The organism is Psychromonas marina, assembly GCF_030161115.1.
Classification (GTDB): Bacteria; Pseudomonadota; Gammaproteobacteria; order Enterobacterales; family Psychromonadaceae; genus Psychromonas; species Psychromonas marina.
This window is the reverse complement of the sequence record NZ_BSPQ01000002.1, coordinates 1-24237: the sequence shown is the minus strand read 5'-3', so window position 1 is coordinate 24237 and position 24237 is coordinate 1. Positions and strand designations below refer to the sequence as shown.

Annotated in this window: 25 protein-coding genes; 14 read left to right on the top strand and 11 right to left on the bottom strand. The window is 40.7% G+C overall.

The window, feature by feature from the left end:
• Positions 1-3: 3 nt before the first annotated feature.
• Both QQK09_RS04220 and QQK09_RS04215 read right to left on the bottom strand, forming a co-directional pair.
• Positions 4-1386, bottom strand: coding sequence for a di-heme oxidoreductase family protein (locus tag QQK09_RS04220; protein WP_284202877.1), 1383 nt, complete (start codon positions 1384-1386; stop codon positions 4-6).
• Positions 1387-1447: 61 nt separating this feature from the next.
• The gene (locus QQK09_RS04215) at positions 1448-2692 is read right to left on the bottom strand and encodes an imelysin family protein (protein WP_284202876.1); all 1245 of its coding nucleotides are present in this window, start codon (positions 2690-2692) and stop codon (positions 1448-1450) included.
• A 151-nt stretch (positions 2693-2843) separates the two neighbouring features.
• Here QQK09_RS04215 and QQK09_RS04210 point away from each other — a divergent pair, with 151 nt between their 5' ends.
• From QQK09_RS04210 to QQK09_RS04195, 4 genes are all read left to right on the top strand, one after another.
• Complete coding sequence (locus QQK09_RS04210; protein WP_284202875.1) at positions 2844-4241, top strand: multicopper oxidase family protein; 1398 nt, start codon at positions 2844-2846, stop codon at positions 4239-4241.
• A 65-nt stretch (positions 4242-4306) separates the two neighbouring features.
• A complete protein-coding gene (locus QQK09_RS04205; RefSeq protein WP_284202874.1) occupies positions 4307-5359 on the top strand; it encodes an aldo/keto reductase in 1053 nt (350 codons plus the stop codon).
• A gap of 168 nt (positions 5360-5527) precedes the next feature.
• On the top strand, positions 5528-6763 hold the full coding sequence (pepT, locus tag QQK09_RS04200) for a peptidase T (protein ID WP_284202873.1): 1236 nt from the start codon (positions 5528-5530) through the stop codon (positions 6761-6763).
• On the top strand, positions 6760-6996 hold the full coding sequence (locus QQK09_RS04195) for a DUF3389 domain-containing protein (protein WP_284202872.1): 237 nt from the start codon (positions 6760-6762) through the stop codon (positions 6994-6996). The genes pepT and QQK09_RS04195 overlap by 4 nt, the downstream gene beginning before the upstream one ends.
• A 42-nt stretch (positions 6997-7038) precedes the next feature.
• Here the strand turns inward: QQK09_RS04195 and QQK09_RS04190 are convergent, their stop codons facing one another.
• Both QQK09_RS04190 and QQK09_RS04185 read right to left on the bottom strand, forming a co-directional pair.
• On the bottom strand, positions 7039-7794 hold the full coding sequence (locus QQK09_RS04190; protein WP_284202871.1) for a DUF3307 domain-containing protein: 756 nt from the start codon (positions 7792-7794) through the stop codon (positions 7039-7041).
• Positions 7787-8437, bottom strand: a complete 651-nt coding sequence (locus tag QQK09_RS04185; RefSeq protein ID WP_284202870.1) for a hypothetical protein — start codon at positions 8435-8437, stop codon at positions 7787-7789. Before QQK09_RS04185 ends, QQK09_RS04190 begins: the two co-directional genes overlap by 8 nt.
• A 189-nt stretch (positions 8438-8626) precedes the next feature.
• Here QQK09_RS04185 and QQK09_RS04180 point away from each other — a divergent pair, with 189 nt between their 5' ends.
• Entirely contained in the window at positions 8627-10024 is a 1398-nt protein-coding gene (locus tag QQK09_RS04180; protein WP_284202869.1) for an MBL fold metallo-hydrolase, read from the top strand.
• Positions 10025-10178: 154 nt separating this feature from the next.
• Here the strand turns inward: QQK09_RS04180 and QQK09_RS04175 are convergent, their stop codons facing one another.
• Positions 10179-10778: a GTP cyclohydrolase II gene (locus tag QQK09_RS04175; protein ID WP_284202868.1), complete on the bottom strand. Its 600-nt coding sequence runs from the start codon at positions 10776-10778 to the stop codon at positions 10179-10181.
• Between the two features lie 386 nt (positions 10779-11164).
• On the opposite strand from QQK09_RS04175, the gene QQK09_RS04170 reads away from it, so the two are divergent.
• Positions 11165-12295 carry a M14 family metallopeptidase gene (locus tag QQK09_RS04170; RefSeq protein WP_284202867.1) on the top strand — a complete coding sequence of 377 codons (1131 nt, stop codon included), beginning with the start codon at positions 11165-11167 and terminating at the stop codon, positions 12293-12295.
• 24 nt (positions 12296-12319) lie between these two features.
• On the opposite strand, the gene QQK09_RS04165 is transcribed toward QQK09_RS04170, so the two are convergent.
• The 6 genes from QQK09_RS04165 to QQK09_RS04140 all read right to left on the bottom strand — a co-directional run bounded on the left by QQK09_RS04165 (position 12320) and on the right by QQK09_RS04140 (position 15417).
• Positions 12320-12688: an MmcQ/YjbR family DNA-binding protein gene (locus QQK09_RS04165; RefSeq protein WP_284202866.1), complete on the bottom strand. Its 369-nt coding sequence runs from the start codon at positions 12686-12688 to the stop codon at positions 12320-12322.
• A gap of 39 nt (positions 12689-12727) precedes the next feature.
• Positions 12728-13300 (bottom strand): SET domain-containing protein, encoded by a 573-nt coding sequence (locus tag QQK09_RS04160; protein ID WP_284202865.1) that lies wholly within the window; start codon positions 13298-13300, stop codon positions 12728-12730.
• A gap of 49 nt (positions 13301-13349) precedes the next feature.
• Positions 13350-13844: a GNAT family N-acetyltransferase gene (locus tag QQK09_RS04155; protein ID WP_284202864.1), complete on the bottom strand. Its 495-nt coding sequence runs from the start codon at positions 13842-13844 to the stop codon at positions 13350-13352.
• A gap of 228 nt (positions 13845-14072) precedes the next feature.
• Positions 14073-14306, bottom strand: a complete 234-nt coding sequence (locus QQK09_RS04150; protein WP_284202863.1) for a hypothetical protein — start codon at positions 14304-14306, stop codon at positions 14073-14075.
• Between the two features lie 319 nt (positions 14307-14625).
• A complete protein-coding gene (gene sixA, locus QQK09_RS04145) occupies positions 14626-15093 on the bottom strand; it encodes a phosphohistidine phosphatase SixA (protein ID WP_284202862.1) in 468 nt (155 codons plus the stop codon).
• Between the two features lie 183 nt (positions 15094-15276).
• On the bottom strand, positions 15277-15417 hold the full coding sequence (locus tag QQK09_RS04140) for a TIGR02808 family protein (protein ID WP_284202861.1): 141 nt from the start codon (positions 15415-15417) through the stop codon (positions 15277-15279).
• Positions 15418-15615: 198 nt separating this feature from the next.
• Between QQK09_RS04140 and QQK09_RS04135 the strand changes: the two genes are divergently transcribed.
• The 8 genes from QQK09_RS04135 to QQK09_RS04100 all read left to right on the top strand — a co-directional run bounded on the left by QQK09_RS04135 (position 15616) and on the right by QQK09_RS04100 (position 24197).
• Entirely contained in the window at positions 15616-16575 is a 960-nt protein-coding gene (locus QQK09_RS04135) for an AAA family ATPase (RefSeq protein WP_284202860.1), read from the top strand.
• 27 nt (positions 16576-16602) lie between these two features.
• Positions 16603-17535, top strand: a complete 933-nt coding sequence (locus QQK09_RS04130) for a DUF58 domain-containing protein (protein ID WP_284202859.1) — start codon at positions 16603-16605, stop codon at positions 17533-17535.
• Positions 17519-18004, top strand: a complete 486-nt coding sequence (locus tag QQK09_RS04125; RefSeq protein ID WP_284202858.1) for a DUF4381 domain-containing protein — start codon at positions 17519-17521, stop codon at positions 18002-18004. The genes QQK09_RS04130 and QQK09_RS04125 overlap by 17 nt, the downstream gene beginning before the upstream one ends.
• Positions 17997-18980, top strand: a complete 984-nt coding sequence (locus QQK09_RS04120) for a vWA domain-containing protein (RefSeq protein WP_284202857.1) — start codon at positions 17997-17999, stop codon at positions 18978-18980. The genes QQK09_RS04125 and QQK09_RS04120 overlap by 8 nt, the downstream gene beginning before the upstream one ends.
• Complete coding sequence (locus QQK09_RS04115) at positions 18970-20856, top strand: vWA domain-containing protein (RefSeq protein WP_284202856.1); 1887 nt, start codon at positions 18970-18972, stop codon at positions 20854-20856. Before QQK09_RS04120 ends, QQK09_RS04115 begins: the two co-directional genes overlap by 11 nt.
• On the top strand, positions 20856-22532 hold the full coding sequence (locus QQK09_RS04110) for a BatD family protein (protein ID WP_284202855.1): 1677 nt from the start codon (positions 20856-20858) through the stop codon (positions 22530-22532). The genes QQK09_RS04115 and QQK09_RS04110 overlap by 1 nt, the downstream gene beginning before the upstream one ends.
• 334 nt (positions 22533-22866) lie before the next feature.
• Positions 22867-23880 carry an amino acid ABC transporter substrate-binding protein gene (locus QQK09_RS04105; RefSeq protein ID WP_284202854.1) on the top strand — a complete coding sequence of 338 codons (1014 nt, stop codon included), beginning with the start codon at positions 22867-22869 and terminating at the stop codon, positions 23878-23880.
• Positions 23881-23951: 71 nt separating this feature from the next.
• On the top strand, positions 23952-24197 hold the full coding sequence (locus QQK09_RS04100) for a hypothetical protein (RefSeq protein WP_284202853.1): 246 nt from the start codon (positions 23952-23954) through the stop codon (positions 24195-24197).
• Positions 24198-24237 lie beyond the last annotated feature (40 nt).

The following is a 24237-nucleotide window of genomic DNA, read 5'->3' as shown; positions in this document are numbered from 1 at the left end:
GACCTATAAGGAGTTAAGAAATTTGAGCAACGCTTGACGTTCACTGTCATTAAACGCGAGTACTTTTTGTTTTGCTTGTTCAGCCTCTCCACCATGCCAAACAATCGCCTCTAATATATTTCGAGCTCGCCCATCATGGAGTAAAAAGGTATGCCCGTTGACCTCTTTCTGGTATCCCAGTCCCCATAAGGGAGCAGTACGCCACTCTTGCCCATTTGCTAAAAACTCTGGACGATGATCCGCAAGACCCATTCCCATATCATGCAATAAAAGGTCCGTATAGGGCGTTATTTTCTGCTCAGATAACGCTAATCGGTCAGGACGTTTTTCAGTGGTATAACTCTCGACATGACAAGCATTACAATTTGCTTGTTCAAAAAGCTTTTTACCAGCGACAACTTGTGGATTATTAATATCACGGCGTGCAGGGACGGCAAGGTGTTGACTATAAAATTCAACAAAATCAAGGATGTTATCACTGACTTCATGTGTTCCACCGTGCGCGGCTTGTTTACAATCACTCTGTTTTTCTGTGCAGTCATCACTTAAAAAAAGTCGAGAGGTCAGGCCTAAATCCCCAGCAAAAGCGGCTGCATTTTGTTGCATCAGTGTGGGCTGGCCCGCTTTCCAACCAAAACGACCAATGCGGGTTTGTTGCTTTTCAATGTCCCACACATAATTGATTTTACCGCTGATACCATCATTGTTGGTATCGTCAGGGTCGGCATTATTTAATAAATCTTGTGCACTGATGGTCTCTAATAAGCCCAAACCTATCATGGCAGGTGCAACGCGAGCTGAGAGCATTACATCTTGATGCATTGGACCATAATTTAGATCACTCACGCTGAGCGTCGGTGTACGTAATTCAATTTCAAAGCCATCTTCAAAAGCGACATGATGGTAGCTGTAATCTATCTGTACTTGTCCTTCAGGTTGAATCCCTTGAATTGCCATATCTTGCAATTGGCCACCATAAGTAGGATCGCCAATACTGCCCTGCTTAATTAATGCTTGCTGTTGCTCTGACGTCGTTGCTGGAATGCTCAAACGAATTAACATAGTAATCGCATTTTGATCGCCGGCCTCTTTGCCTTTACCACGTCCATCTTTAACGTGGCAACCTTGGCAGGCGTTGGTATTCATGATTGGACCCAGTCCATCACGTGCATCGGTGCTTGCGGGAGCGCTTACCCAGGGATTACGGAAAAAACTGTTACCAACACTAAAATCGAGACGTTTCATCAACTCAAGGTTACTGGCAGGCATAGAATAGGCATTACTACCTGTTTGTCGACTGGTTGTCCCGCCACCTGATTTAACAGACTCAGCAGAGACGAAGGTACTTATTAAGAGGAAAAGGAAAGATAGGAAATATTGATTCATGTTATAAAGCTCAAAAAAAAAAGGCGGAAAACCGCCTATTAGTTGTACTTATTGATAAAACTTAAAACTCGTGATCAGCGGTGTCTGAGTTTAGGCTTGTGATACCAAGCGTTGCAGCTGCTTTTTCGATTTCAGCAGTTTGTAGCACTAAACTTTTAATTGATGCGGTTACCAATGCATTACCACTTTTATTACCCGTTGCGATCAGCTGATCAAAGGCAATCCCTTTTTCAGCAGAGCTAACTAATGTATGCACTTGGCTGTCAGCGGCACTGACTGCCGTTGAGGTTTTCTTCGCGACCATCTTGTCTGTGTTAGTCACTAAGTCATTCAGGCTTGGCCCAGTTACTTTTGTACCATCTATACGTGCGTAGCTACCAAACCAAACATTACTGATCCCTTTTTGGTTATAGTAATGTGAGTTATGCGTATTATCAGAGAAACAATCATGTTCATCTTCTGGAGAATTAGCCTCTAACGCTACTTTCATACGTTCTCCCGCCAGCTCACCAAGAGACAGAGACCCCATACCAAAGAGCATGATACGTAAGCCTTCTTTAGGTGCTTTTGCAGTTAGTTCACTACGATAGTTGTCACCTTTATCAGCCCATTGCGTTTGCATCCAAGCAAGGTCGCTGACCAATAACGTAGAAGTTGCTTGTAGATATTCAGCACGGCGCTCACAGTTACCATTAGTACATTCTTTGCCTTGAACAAAATCAGTATAAGGACGTTCACCTGCACCCGCATTAGTACCATTTAAATCTTGTCCCCATAATAGGAACTCAATAGCATGATAACCCGTTGCAACATTCGCTTCCGAGCCTGCAAGCTCATTTAAGTTGGCAAGTAGTTCAGGGGTAATTTCACTGACATCAAGCTTATTTGTACCAACTTGTAACTCTTTGTTGGCAATAATATTTGCCGTTGCACCCGCATTACCTAACTCATGGTGGTATGCACCCGGTTTAACATAGTCGATCATGCCTTCATCGAGAGGCCATGCGTTTAACTGACCTTCCCAGTCATCCACAACGACATTACCAAAACGGAAAACTTCACTTTGCTGATAAGGAACACGAGATGCGAGCCAAGCCGCTTTTGCTGACTTTAGATTTTTTTCTGACGGTGAAGCAATTAAGTTTTTAATCGCTATATCAAGTTGCTCTGCTGTCTTACCTGCATCTTGATATACAGCAAGTGCGATATCTGCATAATGATTTACAACCTCTTTAGGCTGAACTGCAAATGCACTTTGGCTAACAAATGCGCTACTAATTAATAATGCTAAGGCACTTCTTCTCATCTTGATCTTCCCTGTATCTACAACGCGAGTAATTGTTAATGGTTATCATTAACCTTGTCAAGCAATTGTAAAACGAAATGATAATGGTTTGCAATACTATTTATATTTAATTTGTTATAGTTTGCCTTGTTATTATTTTCAAGGATGATTTATGCCACTTTCTCGCCGCCGCTTTCTCACTAGCGCCTTACTTCTACCTGCTAGCGCTTTACTTCCTCGCATTAGTCTCGCTAGCCCTGAAGCAGGCTTTGACTATGTGTTAACTGCACAACAAGCAACGCTTAATATTACAGCTGAGGGTGCCACTGATGGTTTTGGTTTTGATGGACAATTTCCAGCCCCTGTTTTACATGCAACCCAAGGGAAAAAAATCCGTATTAAGTTTATCAACTTACTGACACAGCCAACCACTATTCATTGGCATGGTTTACGTATTCCTATTGAGATGGATGGTGTGCCCTTTTTGAGTCAGCCTCCTATTAAACCGGGAGAGTTTTATATCTATGAGTTTACCCCACCAGATGCAGGTACTTTTTGGTATCACCCCCATGTGAATAGCCTAGAGCAACTTGGTAAAGGTTTAGTCGGTGCATTCATTGTTAACGAACCAAAAAAACAACGGCAACAATTGGCCTTTGATCAAGATATTCCGCTACTACTCAAAAATTGGCACCTTGATGACCAAGGGCAATGGTTACCTTTATCGACACCAAGACAATCTGCACGCATGGGTACACCAGGCCGTATTGAAACAATTAATGGCTTACAGGCTCCACAAATAAAAGTAAAAGCGGGTTCGCTAGTACGCCTGCGATTTTTGAATGTCGACAACACAGTGATGTACCGTATTGTGCTACCTAAAGGTCTTGATGCAAAAGTGATTGCCATTGATGGTAATGCGGTCAGTACTCCCTTTACCTTAAAGGAAGCCTGGGCAATGGGTCCGGGCATGCGCTTAGATATCGCTTTTATTGCGCCATCGGCAGCAGAACAAGTCATTGAAATTAAAAATCGTCAAGGAAAGCTTAACTTCAACTTTTTCACTTTAATAACCGAAGGTGAAGCTTCACAACAAGCAAAGATAATTCCAACGCTACCTGCTTCCGTGATTCCTGTTCCAGACCTAAAAAATGCAAAAAAAATCAACTTTACCTTTGAATGGGAGGGAGCAATCACTCCTGCAGATAAGCTTTTAAAAGGTAAACATGATTTTTGGATTATTAATAAAAGAGCATGGGAGGGGATGAATAAACAGAGTATTCCAGCGCCTTTAGTAAAACTAGAACTCGGTAAAAGTTATATTTTTAATTTACGTAATGTAACTCAATACCACCATCCTATTCACCTACATGGACACACATGGACAGTATTAAAGTCCAATAAGCGTGATATCCATCCGCAGGAGTACCACACAGATACGGTTTTATTAGGTAAAAATGAAACCGTGCAAGTGGCTTTTGTCGCAGATAATCCCGGGCGTTGGATGTATCATTGTCATGTCATTGAGCACATGAAAACTGGTTTGATGGGATACATTGAAGTCAGTTAATATCGTAGGTAGTATTAGTTATCTAATCAGCATCACCTTCAAAACAAATTAATAATGAGGTACATATGCAATTTTCAACACTGGGTTCAAGTGGTTTATCGGTTTCACGTGTCTGCTTAGGCAGCATGACATGGGGATTACAAAATAATCAACAACAAGCTAACGAGCAGATTGAATATGCACTTGCACAGGGCATTAATTTTATCGATACAGCTGAGATGTATGCGGTTCCCCCCTCGCCTGAAACCTACGGTAAAACCGAGGAGATTATAGGTAATTGGTTGGCAGCAAACCCAACACGCCGTAAAGATATCGTACTCGCGAGTAAAATCGCAGGTCCCGGCGTACCTTGGGTACGTGATGGTGGCCCGATCACTGGTGATGAAGTAGTTAAAGCAGTTGATGCCTCGCTAAAGCGCCTGCAAACAGACTATATTGACCTGTTTCAGTTACATTGGCCAAATCGTCCACACCCACACTTTAATAAACACAGCCCTAACCTGCTTAAATTCAGTCAAGAAAGTGCAGCAGACAACAGTGCGCAGATGTTAGATATTCTACAAGGGTTAGATCGCTGCGTTAAAGCGGGAAAAATTCGTTTCTGCGGACTTTCTGATGATACACCTTGGGGCATTAATACCTATTTAAAACTCAGTGAAGAGCATGACTTACCACGTATGGTTTCTATTCAAAATGAGTTTAACCTTTTACACACTAAAGATTGGCCCTACCTGATTGAAAACTGTGTTCATGAAGATATCGCTTACTTACCTTGGTCACCACTGGCGGGCGGTATGCTCAGTGGGAAATATCAAAATGGTGCACGCCCAGAAGGTTCTCGCTGGACGATTAGTCAACGTAATGGATTGTTCAGAGATACCGGAACAGCACACCAAGCGATTGCAGCTTATGCAGAGATTGCACAGCAACAGGGTATGACTGCCGCACAACTGGCACTGGCGTGGTGCGACCAAGTTGATGGTGTGACCTCGACCATTATTGGCGCTACCAAGATGGAACAGCTAAAAGAAGATATAAACGCCTTTGCACAACCACTTAGTGAGCAGGCATTAATCGATATTGACGCCATACAGAAAAGTTTCCCTGCACCATTCTAAACACTCAAAAAGGGTAAACTGCTGTTTGCCCTTTTTACATTCCCCAAAAAATCACTTTCTTAACATCACAATTATAATCTAAACTCTCTGCAACCTGATTTAACACAATATAATGATTGCTAGTATAAGCAAAAATGACATTCCCCAAATAACAGAAGAGTCTCTCCTATGAATAATCTTGTGCAACGCTTCCTTAACTATGTTTCTGTTGATACCCAATCTGACGAAAGCTCGACTAATTGCCCGAGCAGCGGCGGACAATTCAAACTTGCCGAACTTATCAAAGAGGAGTTAATCGCGCTTGGTCTTAGCGATGTAAGACTTGATAAGCATGGTTACTTAAGCGCTAAATTACCTACCAACATTGATTATAACGTACCCGCAATTGGTTTTATTGCGCACATGGATACAGCGCCTGATGCCTCGGGTAAAGATGTACAACCACAAATAGTTGAAAATTACCAAGGCGGAGATATCCCCCTAGGCAGTAGTGGTGAGGTTTTATCACCTAAGCAATTCCCAGACTTAGATGGTTTACACGGTCAAACATTGATCACCACCGATGGCACCACGCTGTTAGGAGCAGACAATAAAGCCGGTATCGCTGAAATCATTACCGCCGTTGCTACCTTGATTGCTAATCCCGACATTAAACATGGTGAAATCTGTATCGGTTTTACACCCGATGAAGAGATTGGCCGTGGTGCGGATCTGTTTGATGTTAAAAACTTCGGCGCACAGTGGGCTTATACCATTGATGGTGGCCCTGTGGGAGAGCTTGAATATGAGAACTTCAATGCATCCAATGCAGCAGTAACCTGTTCAGGCGTAAATGTGCACCCGGGCACGGCAAAAGGTAAAATGATTAACTCAATGACCATTGCTGCACAATTTATTGCCAAAATGCCAACGCAGGAAACACCTGAAGCTACCGAAGGTTACCAAGGTTTTTTCCATCTCACCAATATGGACGCCTCTGTTGCAGAAACAAAACTCAATTATATCATTCGTGATTTTGACGCTGAGCAGCAACTGTCACGCGTTAAATTTATCAAACGTGTTGCCGAAGAACTCAATCAAAACCTCACCCAAGGCAGTGTTAAAATTGAAGTAACAGAAAATTATCGTAATATGCGCGAACAGGTAGAGCCGTTCCCACACATTATTGATTATGCACAACAAGCGATGCTAGCCTGTAATGTAAAACCCAATATAAAACCGATCCGTGGTGGGACTGATGGCGCTCGTTTATCTTTCATGGGTCTGCCCTGCCCTAATATTTTTACCGGTGGTTATAACTTCCATGGTATCCATGAATTTATCAGTGTGGACGGGATGCACAAAGCGGTCGAAGTGATTGTTAAACTGGCGGAAGTAACTGCTGAATCAGAGAAAAAAGCATGATAATTACTTTCTCTCAGGGTAAAGTGATTGCTAACCAACGTGAAGTAATGATTAAACTCGAGGGTGATGCTCGCATTACCCTGCAAGCACAAGTGGACGAACTGGAACTGATCGGCGCAGCCAATGTTATCACTGCTGTAGGGAGTGGCCTAAGCTGGTCGCTTCGTCTTGATGATGGTGAACAGTTACAAAATTTATCGACTGAAACAGGTATTGCGATTAAACATCGTTAATCACGACTTTATTAGGCATTTGAACAACTAAATGCCTTTTCATCACTTGATATTCACAGCTAACATAAGGGATATTAACGTGCCCACAAGTGTTGTTATCACTACCGACAGCAAAGAGCCAATCAACACATATTCTGTCATACTTCGGTCATCTGATTTATTCAATTCACCAAATCGAAATATAGACTTAGCGGCTAATACAAAACCGACCGCTACGTAGCTCCCCATAAGTGTAAAGGTTAGTATTAACAGCCTCTCTAAGTAACCTATCAGCTCACCACCAGCAACAAGACCACTAATACGATTTTTATCTGTACATGATATTGGATACTTTTTTAATACACTACCAATTACAATCGAAGTAGGCTTAAGAATGAGTAAGTAAGCAAAAACCACCATAACAACATCTGAGAATTTCTCATGTGCAAGCACTGCATCAACCGTTACCCCATCAGCTATGTGAAAAGCAATCACAGCTAGCACCGATATGTGTAAAGCCTGATCAATCATAAAATAGGAAAACTTATCGCCATTCGGTGTGATCACCTTCCACAGGTCGATAATAAAATGAGTTACTGCGACGATAATTACCAAGCAAACAGTTGAACGCCATCCAAGACCTAATACTAACGCAGGAACTAATAACCCAATCCCGTGTAGTAATGAGTGCAGATATAATTCAGGTGAACGGTAGGTGTTCGCTTTCTTTGCTTGCGCACAGTGGTTTGATTGAAGGTAAAAGTCACAGACGATATGAATTAGTAAGAAAGCGATTAAGGTACTAAAAAAATCAAACATATTTTAGCCCCGCTACTTGGTTTATAAAGTGACTATTAAGCTCACTGATTAGTGACCAACCGGATGCTTTAAGTGACTTACTGACAGTGGCAATAGCAACATCAAGCTTTTCTGCTAGCTCGCCAATCGGTAAATTTTGATTGGCTTTCAACATCGGAAGCATCACTTCGCATTGGCGCGAGGTCAATTCAGTTAGCTGTCTATCGAGGTATTTAAACAGTAACGCAAACTGCTCATTGAGCTCGAGGTGGTCTGAGTTAAAGGCCAACCTTTCACTTTTTAACGCTTTTAGCCCACGCCCAGAAAGGATGAATGCTTCCCCCATCGATTCAGAGACCGATTCACGTAAATCGGCATTAGATGCAATCGCAAAACTAATGCGGCTATCAAACTCTTTACCAAGGGATTTTATGCCAATCCTATAAATAATGGTGTATTTCAGAGCACTTTCAATATCATGTATTACGGACTGAAATTCATCACCACGCTCAATACTATGTGCATTTGATGAATTCTCGCTAGTAATCCATTTCTGAATATCTTTGATTCGTTTGAGTAATTGTTCAAACTCTGCAGAGCTTAATTTGGTTGAGTTGACAATATCACCACTGATCACTGCGATAAGATTATAGATAGGCTTCACACTAAAACTCCTTTTTGTACTCATACACAAATTTAACCGTTTTAGGCTAAAAAAGCAAATTTAGCCACTTATGGCTAAAAAACAAAGTTTAGCTATAAATGGCTAAATAAAACTTAACCAACACTCGATGCTAATACTTCCCCACCTATACAGTGCTATAGTTAAATTAACATCACGAGGGGGTTGCTTATGGCTTTTATTCAATCATTTGGTGCCACAGAGACGGTCACTGGATCCTGCCATTTTTTACAACTTAACAATGGACCTAATATATTGGTCGATTGTGGCTACTTTCAAGGTAAAAATGAGCATCTCACTGCTGACCCGTTTGCTTTTAATCCCAAAGATGTTGATATTGTTTTATTGACCCATGCCCATTTAGACCATATCGGACGCCTGCCCAAACTGGTTAAAGAGGGCTTTAATGGTAAAGTTGTCGCGCTACGCTCCACCATGGATTTAGCAGAGGTAATTTTATTTGATAGCGCTAAAATTGCCGAAGAAGATTACAAAAGCGCACTGAAAAAAGCACGCCGTTCAGGCAATGAAAAACATGTTGCCCTGCCGATTTATAGCACTGATGATGCGCAAGCTGTGTTTGATCTGATCATTCAATACGCAAGCTACAATAAACCCATTCAGCTAACACCAACCGTTGAGGTTACCTTTCGTAATGCGGGACATATTCTTGGCTCAGCAACCATTCAGTTAACGTTTACAGAACAAGGAGCTACTAAAACGGTGGTGTTTAGTGGAGACCTTGGTGGTCGTAGCGATATGATCATGCCAGCCCCCGCTTTTATTAAAAAAGCAGACGCACTGTATATTGAATCAACCTATGGAGATCGTGATCATCGACCTCTACAAGAGACGATCGATGAGTGTAAACAGCTTATTATCGATACCTTAACAAACCAAGGTAACGTATTGATTCCATCCTTTGCTATTGAGCGTACACAGGAGATATTACTACTGCTTAAGCAGATGTATTACGATAATGAATTACCTGCTTGTAAAGTCTTTCTCGACTCGCCAATGGCGATCCGTGCGACGCAAATCTATAACAACTACCCGCTTGAGCTAAACAGTAACGCAAATAAACAGCTACAACGAGATGGATCAGTATTTGAATTCGCTTATCTGCAATATGCCCTGAAAGAGAAAGACTCGATGCGCATTAATGAACAGGAGAGCGGTTGTATTATTATCGCCGGAAGTGGCATGTGTACAGGCGGACGTATTCTGCACCATTTTAAACACCGTTTATGGGATAAAAACAATGCGGTTATCTTTATTGGTTATCAAGTACAAGGCACTTTAGGACGGCAGTTAGTCGACGGCGCTGAGTCTATTCAGCTATATCATGAAACGATTAATGTGAATGCCAAAATACATATGCTCAACGGATTTTCCGCACATGCAGGGCAAAGTGATCTATTAGCTTGGATCAACGAGTTTGAACAACTTGGTAAACTTTATTTAGTGCATGGAGAAGCTAGCGTACAAGCCGAGTTTAAAAAAGTCATTAGAGATCAGCTGCATAAACCGGTACATATCGTTAAATACGCTGAAAAAATTCATATTTAAACCTTATAAAGTAACCTCGTGATGGTGCCGCTCAATACAATACGAGGTTATTTCCTAACCAATATATTCCTTTCCAAATGCGCACAACCGCTAGCTCTAAAATGAGCAGTCATAAAAATGCTGCAAGCGCGGCACATTATGATGCACAATAAAATTAACTAAACTTCAGATCATGACCTGCATCTTTTGCTTTTGCTTTAAGGTAGGAATCATTGTCCTCTTTAAGATGAGTCGATGTGCTGATCACTTTTTCAATTTCTATACCGCATTCCTGTAACGCTTTCACTTTCAGAGGGTTATTGGTGAACAGTTTCAAACGATGTATATTTAATGCGCTAAGCATTTGCCCTGCTTCCTCATATTCTCTCAGGTCATCCGCAAAGCCTAATTGATTATTGGCTTGGTAAGTACTCAAACCTTCAGATTGCAGCTTATAAGCTTCAATTTTGTTATATAACCCAATGCCACGCCCTTCTTGACGCAGGTATAGAATCACCCCCCCTTCTTTAGCCATCAGATTGATCGCTTCATCAAGCTGCTCGCCACAATCACATCGAGAAGAGTGAAAAACATCACCCGTTAAACATTCAGAATGGATACGCACTAGTGGCGATGGCTGCTTTTGATCGGCATTATTAAAGATAATAGCAATGTGTTCTTTTTCTGACGATAAATTAGTGAATGAAGCAATCTCTGCCGGAACTTTACTTTTTGCTCCAACTTTAAGTGTAATCTTAGTTTTTACTTCAACCATTCAGAACTCTCTCTTATGCAATTGATTATTAAAATATTTAATAGTGAATTTAAGGAATATACAGATAATATTTGTGAGATTCAAAGATACAGTTACTGATGCTAAAGGTTAATCGTAGTTAAAACGCTCAACTAAGCTAGGATTAGTTGCATCAAGGATACGATAAAGCCTAACATAGCTAAAAAAACAATACGCAAAGAAACCAATCTGCGCTGACATTTCACCCGGTCACAGTACTTTCTAAGCGTATTAACATGACTAATTTTTATTCATAAACAGTAAGTTATTGAACGGCTGTATTGTTAATGCCTATCATTAAGCATAGGCTAGCTGAGCAATAACAATAATCATATCTAGCAGCCGATATATAAAGAGAGGATGTAACAATGCGCATAAGTTCAAATTTTGATGGCGGTAATATTGAAGTCATCAACACAGAAGATAGTAATAATATTCAGCTAGCGATTCGCCCTGATGTCGGTGATGAATTTTTTCAGTGGTTTAATTTTAAACTCGATGGCATTGTTGGCAATGTTTACACACTCAATATTATTAATGCCGGACAATCTTCTTACCCTGAAGGCTGGGAGAATTATCAAGCGGTCGCGAGTTATGATCGTCAACACTGGTTTAGATTGCCAACACAATATCAAGATGGCTGCTTAACCATTCATGCCGAATTAGAATGCGATCAAATTCAAATTGCCTATTTCGCACCTTATAGCTACGAACGTCATCAAGATCTGCTCGCCAGTGTGCAACAGCACTCATTAGTGACACTTGAACACCTTGGTTTAACACTCGATAACCGCGACCTTACCTTAGTTAAAGTCGGTGATGGCGATCCACAAAAAGAAAATATTTGGATCACCGCGCGTCAGCATCCAGGCGAAACGATGGCTGAATGGTTGGTTGATGGGTTACTGCATAATTTATTAGATAGCGATTGTCCAAGCGCCAAAGCTTTATTAGATAAAGCCAATTTCTATATTGTGCCGAATATGAATCCAGATGGCAGTGTGCGTGGGCACCTACGCACTAATGCTGCGGGCACAAACTTAAACCGCGAATGGCAAACACCCTCATTAGATAAAAGCCCTGAAGTTTTTTATGTCGTTGAGAAAATGAAGCAAACAGGTGTTGATTTTTATTACGATGTACATGGTGATGAAGCACTGCCTTATATCTTCTTAGCGGGTTGCGAAGGCATTCCAAGCTATACGCAGGCACTGGCAGAAAAACAACAAAAGTTTATCGATGCATTACTGTTGGTCAGCCCCGACTTTCAAGACAGTGTTGGCTATGATAAAGATCTACCTAAACAAGCTAACTTGAACATCGCGACCAACTGGGTAAGTGAAACATTCAACTGTTTAGCTAATACCCTAGAGATGCCATTTAAAGATAACGCGCAATTACCTGATGCCTTTATGGGCTGGTCACCTGAGCGTTGTATCTATTTTGGAGAATCCTCATTGATTGCAATGAATGCAGTGATTGAAGCTAAAGATAAATAAACTAAGCCCTACATTAGGGCTTAATCATTCAGGCTGATTAAGTCCTAATTGCTTTTGTTTTACCTTTGTTAACCCAAGTGAAACTAAACGGTGAGATTCTGTTAGGTAATAGCGTAACGCCTCATCAAGGGAGTCATCTTCCACAATATGCTGAATCCACTTCATACCTCGACTTGCAAAATAGGGAGCCGGTCGATAGCCCTCTGAAGCCTTTAAGAATTCGAAATTATTGGGTGATGTTTTGAAGGTAAACGCAGGCAGCTTATCTGGCCCCCAACCACCCACAGCAAATACTTTGCCGCCGACCTTCCAAACATCCGCACCACCCCACTGTTTCACATAAGTTGTTGCGGGTAACGCGCCACAAAATTGATTAAATTGTTGATCATTCATTTTATCTCCCTATAGCGCTGGATACTCAACTTAATTAGTTTAGCGAGTACGACGAGACTGTATCAACGCATAAATAACAAAGCACAATGAAACTAATTGTTGCGCCATCAAGATAGGTTTATCTTGCAATAACATCAACGCAGCCATGCTCAGGTTCATCAACATAAAGAATAGCCAACCCACAGGATTATTTTTTGCAAGCGCATAACTGCCCAACAGAAACCCCATCATCACGCCAATCTCTAGCAGCTGAGAAACAGAAACAATGCCGCCATGAGTGACCATGCTATAAATAAGTCCAAAAGCAAGTGAACCGTATGTACTGCAAGCAACAAGGCGATTAAACCACCTATTATGCTTTTTATTATCGTAATAGGTATTATACAAGCCTAGCAACATGGCAGGAATTGCGCCCGCTTCAATCGAGGCTGCAATCCAGTTCTGATGACCAATTAAAATAGCGACCCAAGCTGGCACCCCTAAAATATAGATAATCCACGCTTTAATTTTAATGCTTCTTTTAATCTCGGCAGGTTTAGCCTCCGCGACGGAAAATAGTACTTTGTTAATCAGGTAAAAACCACCGCCCCAAATTTGTAATATAAAATCCATTTACATACCCTATTTAAGCGACTACATGTTTCGTAAGTGACCATTAAAATTAGACACTTTCCAACTCAGTTTTATAAAGCTTGAAACCACGCGCTTGGTAGTTAAGCAGTGCTGATTGATGATCTAAGGAACAAGTATGCACCCACACTCGTTTGGTATTGGGTATTGCCCAGGCGTTTTTAATTGCTTGAGATAACATGTAACCACCAAAACCTTTGCCAATAAAGTGAGGTGCTAAGCCAAAATAAACGACCTCTGTATTGCCATTATCATCACTTTTTAATTCAAAATAACCTGCAATGGTACCTTGGTAATAAGCAACCCACGTACGCAGATTCGGTGAACTCACGTATTGCTGCCAGTGTTCATCTGAAAGTAACAATTTATCGTGCCACTGCCATTGCTCGCCGATCAATTGATAAAGAAATTTATTGAGTCTAAATTCATCAATCTCAGCTTCAACAATCTGTAATCCTAAGGCATCTTTTTTCTCATTTAGTTGCTCAGGTGAACTCATTTCTAAATAAAATATCGTCACACTCATAAAAATCCCTACTTACAATACAGAATAAATTAGTCATTCAAATCAGTTACTTTATATAGATAACTAACGAATTCAATAAAAACATGAAATTTACAAGTTGATATGAATCATAGTGCGAGCCTATTTCGGAATATGACGTTGGGAAGAAATGATGCGTTGTAAATTAAGAAATAGCAGGCAAGTGAGGTATAAATTCCCACGAAATGATGGGAACGATTCATCGGTGCCTTAGGTTTTATCCTCATCTAGCGTTAACAACTTAGGTTGCTGTTTTTTTTGTGGTCTGTTTATAGCGACCTTAATTTTATTGAGTAAACTAATAAACAATACAGCCACCATTAACGATAAAGAAACAGAGCTAATAAAAACAAATGTCATTAGTCCCATCACGCTAAAAGTGATTAAGCGAATAAAGGTAACAAGATCGGAAATGATACTTGCTCCCCATTTTTTATATTTCATATTATTCCCATTACTGATAGAGCACTAAAATGTCTCTGGAGATGTAATGCTAAGATAGCAATATGACGTTAGACAGAAGATGGACAACACATTACCAAAAGTTAATGTTGTTATAGCAAAGGAATTAATACAAAGCTTCAAGGCGAGACGATTTAAGAATATTTTATTATTGAGGAGAATAGATAAGGTTAAGTATGATGATATGCACAGAGGCTATCACCATATTTTCTAACGGCAGTTAATTTAATATTTATAACCGGGTAATTTTTCAAATGAACAGCTACCGGCTATCTTTAGAATTCAATTGTATTGATATAAATTACAGTTGTGAAACACGCGTCAAACTATGCAATACACCAAACCCACTCTCATCTAATTCTAGGTACCCCACTGCTGAAGTAGCAAAAGCAGGAACGCCTGCAGCGGGTGCTAATTCACCGACAATATAACCAACAAGCGGGAGGTGAGAAACAATCAATAACGACTTAATACCCATCGCTTGCAATGCTAAAATTTCATTTACCGATTTTCTTGCACTACCACTGGGTGTTAACGATTTAACAATTTGCACATTGGCTGTTTCAGGGAAAAATGGGCGAACTGACTCCCACGTTTGCTGAGCACGTAAGTAAGGACTAACCATTACCGCATCAAATACAACTTCTTGATCTGCTAAACTGCTCGCCATACGTTCCGACTCGCTACGCCCAATCTGTGTGAGTGCTCGCTCAGAATCAGAATTAGCCATCATTTCCGCTTGCCCATGACGCATAATATATATCTGCATTTATTCTCTCCAGTCATTAATCAACCGCTCACTAAATTAAGATTATTAACATTAAAACGCCTAACATCTATTCAAAATAGAGAATAAAAAAGCGTTGAGTGTTATCTATAGGGATAAAAAAAGCTTTCTAAAATCAATTAGAAAGCTTAGCAACCTTTTTATCAAGAGAGTAGTATTTTTATGCTAATCTTCGACAGGGGTTTTACCTGTCATTTTTAAAATGCCTGCTGCAACAACAAAAACACCTACAAACCCGCCTATAAATATAACAGGCATCGCGGCATAACCTAATGTGTGCCAAATAATCGACTCTAATGCACTCATCTTATATTCCTTTTAATCGTTAAAATAAAAATATCATGCCTAATGATACGTATAGAATGAAAAAAAAACATGCTTGAAATCATAAATTTTTGTATAGGCAACAAATTTAAGGAACTTTCTTGACATGAGAGTGACTGTTACTGTTCAATAATAACATTCAGCATTAACGTTAAAATAAATATTAAGAAGAATAATAATATGGCAAAACAACAGCTTGATGCGCTTCGCATCTATCTCAATAAAATGATTCTTGGCCAAAGTGAACTGGTTGATGGTTTATTAATTGCTTTATTAGCCGATGGACATATTTTAGTAGAAAGCCCCCCAGGTTTGGCAAAAACGCGTGCCATCAACGCACTTTCCGATGGCATTGAAGGAGATTTCCACCGTATTCAGTTCACTCCCGACTTATTGCCTTCTGATTTAACTGGTACAGATATCTTCCGCCAAGAAACGGGCGAATTTATTTTTGAAAAAGGGCCGCTATTCCATAACCTGATATTAGCCGACGAAATAAACCGCGCCCCTGCTAAAGTACAATCTGCACTATTAGAGGCGATGGCCGAGCATCAAATTACCGTTGGTAAAACGACCTATAAATTACCCGAGCTATTTTTAGTGATGGCAACACAAAACCCGCTTGAGCAAGAGGGAACCTACCCACTTCCAGAGGCACAGTTAGACCGTTTCATTATGCATTTAGAGCTTGATTACCCCGATGCTGAGACAGAAAAACAGATTTTAGCACTTAATCAAAAAGAGATTTTAAAGCAGAAAGTGGCAGAGGTAACACCGCTACTCAATGAACAAATATTTGAGATTCGTGAACAAATAATGAAAGTCAATATTGCGCCACATCTCGAGCAATACTTAATTGATTTGATTATCGCTACGCGTCAACCTGAACGTTATGGTGCACAGCTTAAAGAGTGGATTAGCTACGGAGCAAGTCCACGTGCGACATTAGCATTGATGCGTACCGCGAAAGCTCGCGCTTGGCTTGATAATCGAGATTATGTAATGCCCGATGATATTATTCAGAATCTATATCCGGTATTACGCCATCGTCTTATCTTAAGTTATGAGGCTGAAGCGCAAGGGATTAACGCAAACCGTGTTATTAAAGAGATCATCAATCAAGTGGCATTACCTGCGTAGTCAATTCTGTTTAACAAGGTCTTCTTAATGAGTATCGCACTATTTGATAATACCCCCTATCAAACCGGGGTAGATGTGCACCTGAACGAGCTGCTTAGTTATAAGCAGCAAGAGAAGTTGCAACTTCAACCGACCGCTAAAGCCGCCTATCAACAGTTGGCGGGTAATTACCTGGCAAAAATTAAAGGCCGTGGTATGGAGTTTGCTGAAGTACGTCATTACCAAGCGGGTGATGATGTACGCACCATCGATTGGTCGGTCACAGCCCGCACCGGTAAAGCACACACTAAACTTTTTCATGAAGAGAAAGAACGCCCTGTATTTATTCTGTTAGACCTTTCTGACAGCATGATTTTTGGGAGCCAGTTTGTGTTTAAATCGGTGCAAGCCTGTCACCTTGCTTCATTATTAAGTTGGCAAGCCAAACAACGTGGCGATCGTCTCGGCGGCATCATTTTTAATCAGCAACAAGTCAGCGAACTAAAACCACGTGGTCGCAGTAAAGGACTGATGCGTTTTTTGCACCAAAGCCAACAACTGTGTATGAAACAGCCCTTTAAAAGCAGTAATAATGAACAATCTTTATTACTTCAACTTAAACGTTTATCACGCTTAGTGCAGACAGGTAGTCAGATTCATCTGATCAGTGACTTTTCGCAATTAGATGAAAGTTGCCAGAAGTTATTGACCCTGATTAACCGCCATAATCAAATAAACGCATGGCAGGTGAGTGATCCGCTAGAGCAACATTTACCCAAGAATGCATTGAAAGCACAGCTGCAAGTAAATAGTTTACAGGGGAGCGGTTATTTCAGAGCAGGAGGCGCCGCAGACTATCAAGATGCAGCCACACTTCGCCAACAAAAAATAGATAACACTTTTATTAAGCAGGGTATCCCCCTCTATAAAGTATGTGCATCAATGCCATTAATGGAGCAATTTCATGTCCCCGCTCGCTAATCAAGATCCGCTTGCACAGCTTAACGATATTATCGGACCATCAACCCCAAGTTGGTTTCCACCCGCACCGATCTATTGGCTGCTTTTATGTGTGACGATAATTGTGCTTGGTGTTAGCTATTATTTTTTAAAAAAATATCATCAGCAACAAAAAATCAAACAGTCTCATCTGCTTAAACTTGCACAACTCAAGCAACAACAGATTGATTTCATCAGCTTGAATCAACTTCTTAAAGGCTGTGCACTGACCTACTTTCCACGCAGTGATGTCGCTTCATTGCACGGTGAAGCGTGGTTTGATTTTTTACAAAAACACAGTGATGTGACACTTTTCGACAGCAAGCAAGCGTTTATCAAGCGTCTCTATCAAAACGCTAACCAACCGGCCAGTGAAACTGATTTCATTGACGCTAAAAAGTGGATAAGCACATTGCCGAAACAGATTAAAAAGGCACAAAAAGATGTTTGAATTTACCTATCTTTGGATGTTCCTGCTATTACCTTTACCCCTATTAGCACGTTATTTTCTCAAAGCACAAAAGCGTAGCTATACCCAGGTATGGATCCCACTGGCCCAGGGAATCAGTGAGCAGCAATCAGAAACACAAAACAGCTACTTAAGCGCCATGATTCCTTGGCTAGTTTGGTGTTTACTGCTTTGCGCACTTGCTAAACCAATCTGGTTTGGTGAGCCGATTCGCTTGCAACAGGAGAGCCGCGATATGATTGTCGCATTAGATCTCTCAGGCAGTATGCAGGAAGTGGACATGCCGCTGAATGGCAAAACCGTTGATCGGTTAACCTTGGTTAAAAACCTACTTAATGATTTTATTGAGCTACGTCATGGGGATCGATTAGGGCTAATTTTATTTGCGGATCACGCATACCTTCAAACGCCCCTTACCTTTGATTTAAATACCATCAAACAGATGGTGGAAGAAACAGAGCTTGGATTAGTGGGCAGACAAACAGCGATTGGCGAATCAATTGGTTTGGCGATTAAACGTTTTGTAGAAAATAAAAATGAACAACGCGTGCTGATTCTACTCACCGATGGAGCAAATACCGCAGGCGTGATTGACCCAATACAAGCAGCTAAACAAGCCGCTAAAAACAATATCACCATCTATACCGTCGGTATTGGTGCCGATGTGATGTTACGTAAAAACTTTTTTGGTACGCAACGCGTTAATCCTTCGGCTGAACTCGATGAGAAAGCATTAACTGAAATTGCTAAACTCACCGGAGGGCAATACTTCCGAGCTAGAAATCAAGATGAGTTACAAGCTATCTATCAGCAATTAAATAACTTAGAGCCGATTGAAAGTGATTTTTTAGAGTTCCGTCCTGAGAAGAATCTCTTCTATTGGCCACTTTCATTAGCCACATTAATCCTACTTATTTTTGCATTCTATTTAAAACTAAGGGGGCGTTATGCTGCCTGAAATATCCATTATGCCATTCGAATTTTTACGCCCTATTTGGTTATTAGGGCTTATCGTAGTAATTGTATTATCCCTATTGCGTTATAAGAAAAATAGCAGCAGCAACCAACAAAGCTTGATCGCCCCTCACCTCAGCGGCAACATCGTCAGTAAAGGAGCACAAAACGGCAAGCGGCAATTTACGTTTAGTTTAATGGCGGCCATTGCTTGTATCGCACTAGCAGGACCCACTTGGCGTAGCATCGACATGCCCGTATATGAGATGGAGAAAGCACAGGTTATCGCTTTTGATCTCAGCTATTCAATGTTTGCCACCGATATCAAACCCAATCGCCTATCACAAGCAAGGTTTAAAGCCATTGATCTTGTGAAGCATTGGAGTGAAGGTGAAAAAGCACTGATTGCTTATGCCGGTGATGCGTTTACTGTCACCCCACTCACCCGAGATGGTAATGCCATTATTAATCATATACCGAGCCTTTCACCGGATATTATGCCCGTACGTGGTTCACGTGCAGATCTGGCCTTAGATAAAGCGATTGAGTTGTTACAAAACGCGGGTTATAACCAAGGACATATCGTCTTCATCAGCGACAATATAGCCCCGCAACAATCGCAACAGATGATAGACAAATTAAAGGGGACAAATTGGGTAGTTTCTGTTTTAGCCGTAGCAACCGAACAAGGCGCACCGATACAACTTTCCGATGGCTCGTTACTAAAAAGTGATAATGGCGAAATAATTGTACCCAAACTCGATGCCAAACCGCTTTATGATCTTAGCCGCGCTGGAGAGGGTTTATACCTAACCAGTCGTACCAATAGCAGCGATATAGAACAACTCGGCAGCTTCTTTGATGATCAGCAGACGCGTAAAAATGAATCTGAACAAGCGGGTGCGGATCAGTTTGCTATTGATGATGGTTATTGGATGAGCTTTTTATTGTTACCGCTGTTTTTATTATTGTTTAGAAAAGGGACTTTTTTTGCCCTACTGCTCGTCATTTCAATCCCTTTTACTAGCCCCACTTTAGAAGCGTCGGAAAGCTCAATTTGGAACAATGACCAACAAAATGGTTATAAAGCCTACCAGAGTGAGGATTATCAAAGTGCCAGTGAATTTTATACTACCCCGCTAGAACAAGGCAGTGCACTGTATAAAGATAAGCAATATGAACAGGCTTTAAGCGCGTTTACCGAAGCGGTAAGTCAACAACCAGAGAACGCCAGTGCCTTTTATAATCAAGGCAATAGTTATGCGCAATTACAGCAACTAGACAAAGCGATTGAGGCTTATGATAAGGCATTAACAATTGATCCAAATCTGCAGCAAGCGCAACAAAATAAAACACTGCTTGAGCAACTCAAAGAACAACAGGAGCAGGAGCAACAAGATCAGAAAAATGATCAAAGCAATGAACAAGATTCACAGCAGGATCAACAGCAGAGCGAAGATCAACAGTCGCAGGAGTCTGACTCTGAACAGAAAAGTGACGATCAGCAATCCCAGGATTCAGAATCTGAGCAGCAACAAAGTGAAGATCAACAATCTCAGGAGTCTGAATCTGAACAGCAACAAAGTGAAGATCAACAATCGCAGGAATCTGAATCTGAGCAGCAGCAAAGCGAAGAACAGCAAGCTCAGGCTGAATCACAATCAGAACCTATAGAAGATCAATCAACTGAACAACAGGCTGCACAGCTTACAGAAACCGATCAAGCAGTTAATCAAGAGTTAGAGGAATTACCTAACTGGCTGAAAAACATGCCAGATGATCCTTCTATTTTATTACGCCGTAAGATGCAAGTTGAGTATCAAAAGCGTGCGAAATCTCAACCTGTTCAGCAACAACCAAGCAACGGAGCTATCTGGTAATGAAATCTAAATTCTCTCTTTTAGGACTACTGTTAATCACATTATTAACTAGTTTCCCCCTCTTCGCAGCACCACAAGTCAGCGCGACGGTGAGTGATAACCAAGTTGTCAAAGGTGACTTGTTTATTCTTACCATCAGCGTTAATGATAGTGACGATGATTATCAACTTGATACACGCCCATTAGAGCAATCTTTTACCGTTTACCGCCCATCGCAAAGTAAACGTAGTGAATATATTAATGGTGACTTTAGCCAGCAGACGACATGGCAAGTAAGATTACAAGCCAGGGAGCTAGGAAAATTAACCATTCCCTCACTAAAAATTGGCGATCTAAGCACACAAGCAATCGATATCAATGTCGTTGAAGCGGCGCAAATGCCACTAAGTGCTGAACAACAGCGCATCGTATTTATGGAAAATAGCATCGATAAACAGGACGTTTATATTGGTCAATCCTTCATTTTAACGACTAAGTTATACATTTCTAAAAACAGCAACCAACTAGACTTAGCTGCGCCTCAACTTGAAGGTGCAGAGGTATCAGTGTTTGGTGAAGATAACAATAACCAAACGGTGCGTAATGGCATTCGCTACAATACCATCACCCGCCAATACAAAATCATACCGACAACCGCAGGAACCTTTGATATCGACTCACCATTACTCACCGGCACGTTACGTAAAGTAGTTGCTGTCAGCGAGTGGCAAAACAAAGTGATTGCTGACCCTATTAATGTGCGTGGCGAGCGTTTAAGTATCAATGTCAAAGCAAAACCGGAGGATTACCAAGGAGAGTGGCTAGTCAGTGATGACTTACGTTTGCTTGAAGATAATGACCTAAGCGCACAAAGCTATAAAGTCGGAGAACCTATTACACGTAGTATTACCCTGCAGATTGCTTCTATCGATAAAGATAAGCTGCCGAATATCAAGCTAAACTATCCTAAATCATTGCGTGTTTATCCAGATCAAGACCAGTTAGATGAGGGGCAAGCAAATGGGCTTACTTATGCAGTGCGTACTATTCGCCACGCGATTATTGCTGATACTGAAGGTGATCTAATACTGCCAGAGATAACACTTAACTGGTTTAACAGCCAAACTAATCAGCAGGAGACCGCCACCTTACCAGCACAAACGCTAACTATCTTACCCGCAGATAAACAAGCTGCTATTACTCCAATACAACAATCTAGCAATCAGCAGGCTCAACCAACCATTATTGTTGATGATAGTGCACTTATCTACTGGCAACTCGCTGTCGCAGTATTGCTTTTCATTATGTTATTGATGGTTTTGTATCACCTTTCATTCAGACGTTTACAAGCAAATAACCAAAAACAACAAACGCTTAAAGTTGCTCCACTGAATCATCATTATTTAACGCTACAAAATAGTTTTAATAAAAACAGTGCAACAGCAACTTACAGCGCCCTATTAAGCTTCGCACAACAGCAGTTTCCGATGATCAAAAGTGTCAGTGAATTTGCGGATAAAACAGCACTTGACCAAGACAATAAACAACAGTTAAAAGATGAAATTCAATGGTTACAAGTGTGTTGTAGTGATCCTAGCCAGCACTGGGATGCTCAAAAATTAGCGATGTTAATACAAAAACATGAGACTACAAAAACGAATAAAACAACTCAAGATCCAATGAATTTAAACCCATAAAAGCACAAAAAAGGACGGTTTTGCACTACAAATGCAAACCGTCCTAATTACTTTTTCTTCTTATATATCAAGCCAGAAAGCAACAATTGCGTAACAATTTGGCAACAAAACTCTTTTGAAAAAATAAGACTGAAACAACAAATCACTGAAATTACTCTAATTTTTTGTGACAAACTTCAACAATCCAATCACAAACTACGCACTTCTGCGCATTCCTTTAATATTTATCTATGCTTATCATGTTGAAACAGTAAGCAATATCTTACTAGAAAGTATCGTAACACTATGTAAATAACCTCATGAATTAAAAGAAAATTTAAATAAGGAACATTTAATGAAACTAACAAAAATTGCATTGCTACTTGGAGTAACAGCCATAGTACCAAATCTTGCATCAGCAGGAACTTTAGAAGATGTAGTTAAGAAAGGCACATTAAACTGTGGTGTTTCTACTGGTATTCCAGGTTTCTCTGCAACAGATTCGAAAGGTGTTTGGAAAGGTCTTGATGTGGATCTATGTCGTGCCGTTGCCAGTGCCGTATTGGGCGATGCAGATAAAGTTAAATATATCCCGCTAACAGCAAAAGAGCGTTTTACTGCATTACAAAGTGGTGAAGTTGATGTGCTTTCTCGTACAACAACATGGACAGCAACGCGCGATACTTCATTAGGACTTAATTTTGCTGGTGTTAACTATTATGACGGTCAAGGCTTTCTAGTCACGAAAGAGCTAGGCGTAACTTCAGCGAAAGAGCTAGACGGTGCTACATTCTGTATTCAAGCAGGTACCACGTCAGAGCTTAACCTAACAGATTACTTCAAAGCCAATAAGATGGAGTATAAAGGTGTTACTTATGATACATCGGGTCAAACTATCGATGGTTTCAAAAAAGGTCGTTGTGACGCTGTTACCTCTGATGCATCACAATTATATGGTTTAAGACAAAAAATGGATGATCCATCATCAACCATCGTTTTACCAGAAATCATCTCTAAAGAACCACTAGGTCCTGTTGTACGTCAAGGTGATGATGTTTGGTTTAATATCGTTAAATGGACAATGTTTGCAACACTTGAAGCTGAAGAGCTAGGTGTAACACAAGCTAACGTTGATGCGATGATGAAATCTGAAAACCCAAGTATTAAACGTCTGCTAGGTACGTCTGGCACTGCGGGCGAAAACTTAGGTCTAAAATCAGACTGGGCTTATAAGATTGTTAAAAATGTAGGTAACTACGGTGAATCATTTGATAAACACGTAGGTAAAGACTCACCACTTGCGATTGATCGTGGTTTGAATAACCTGTGGAACAAAGGCGGCTTGATGTACTCAATGCCAGTTCGTTAATCTCTTTATTCACTTTTGATACCTAGGGGGCACTGCCCCCTTTTATATTTTACTCCTCTCTAGGCCAGATTATGAATAAAACTAAACTCCCTGAGCCCACTAGTAATGGTTTTTTAAATAATCCACAAAATCGCGCAATAATCTATCAAGTTGCGGCGTTATTATTTGTGGTTTTCCTTGCCTATTACTTCACCAACAATATGTTCGAAAATGTTGAAAAACGCGGTATTACAACCGGTTTTGCCTTTTTAGATAATATTGCTGGTTTTGGTATTAGCCAAACATTATATTCTGGTCAAGTCCAACCGGACACCTGACTTTGTAAATTTTCATAGTTAATCGGCGTTAAGTCGCCGA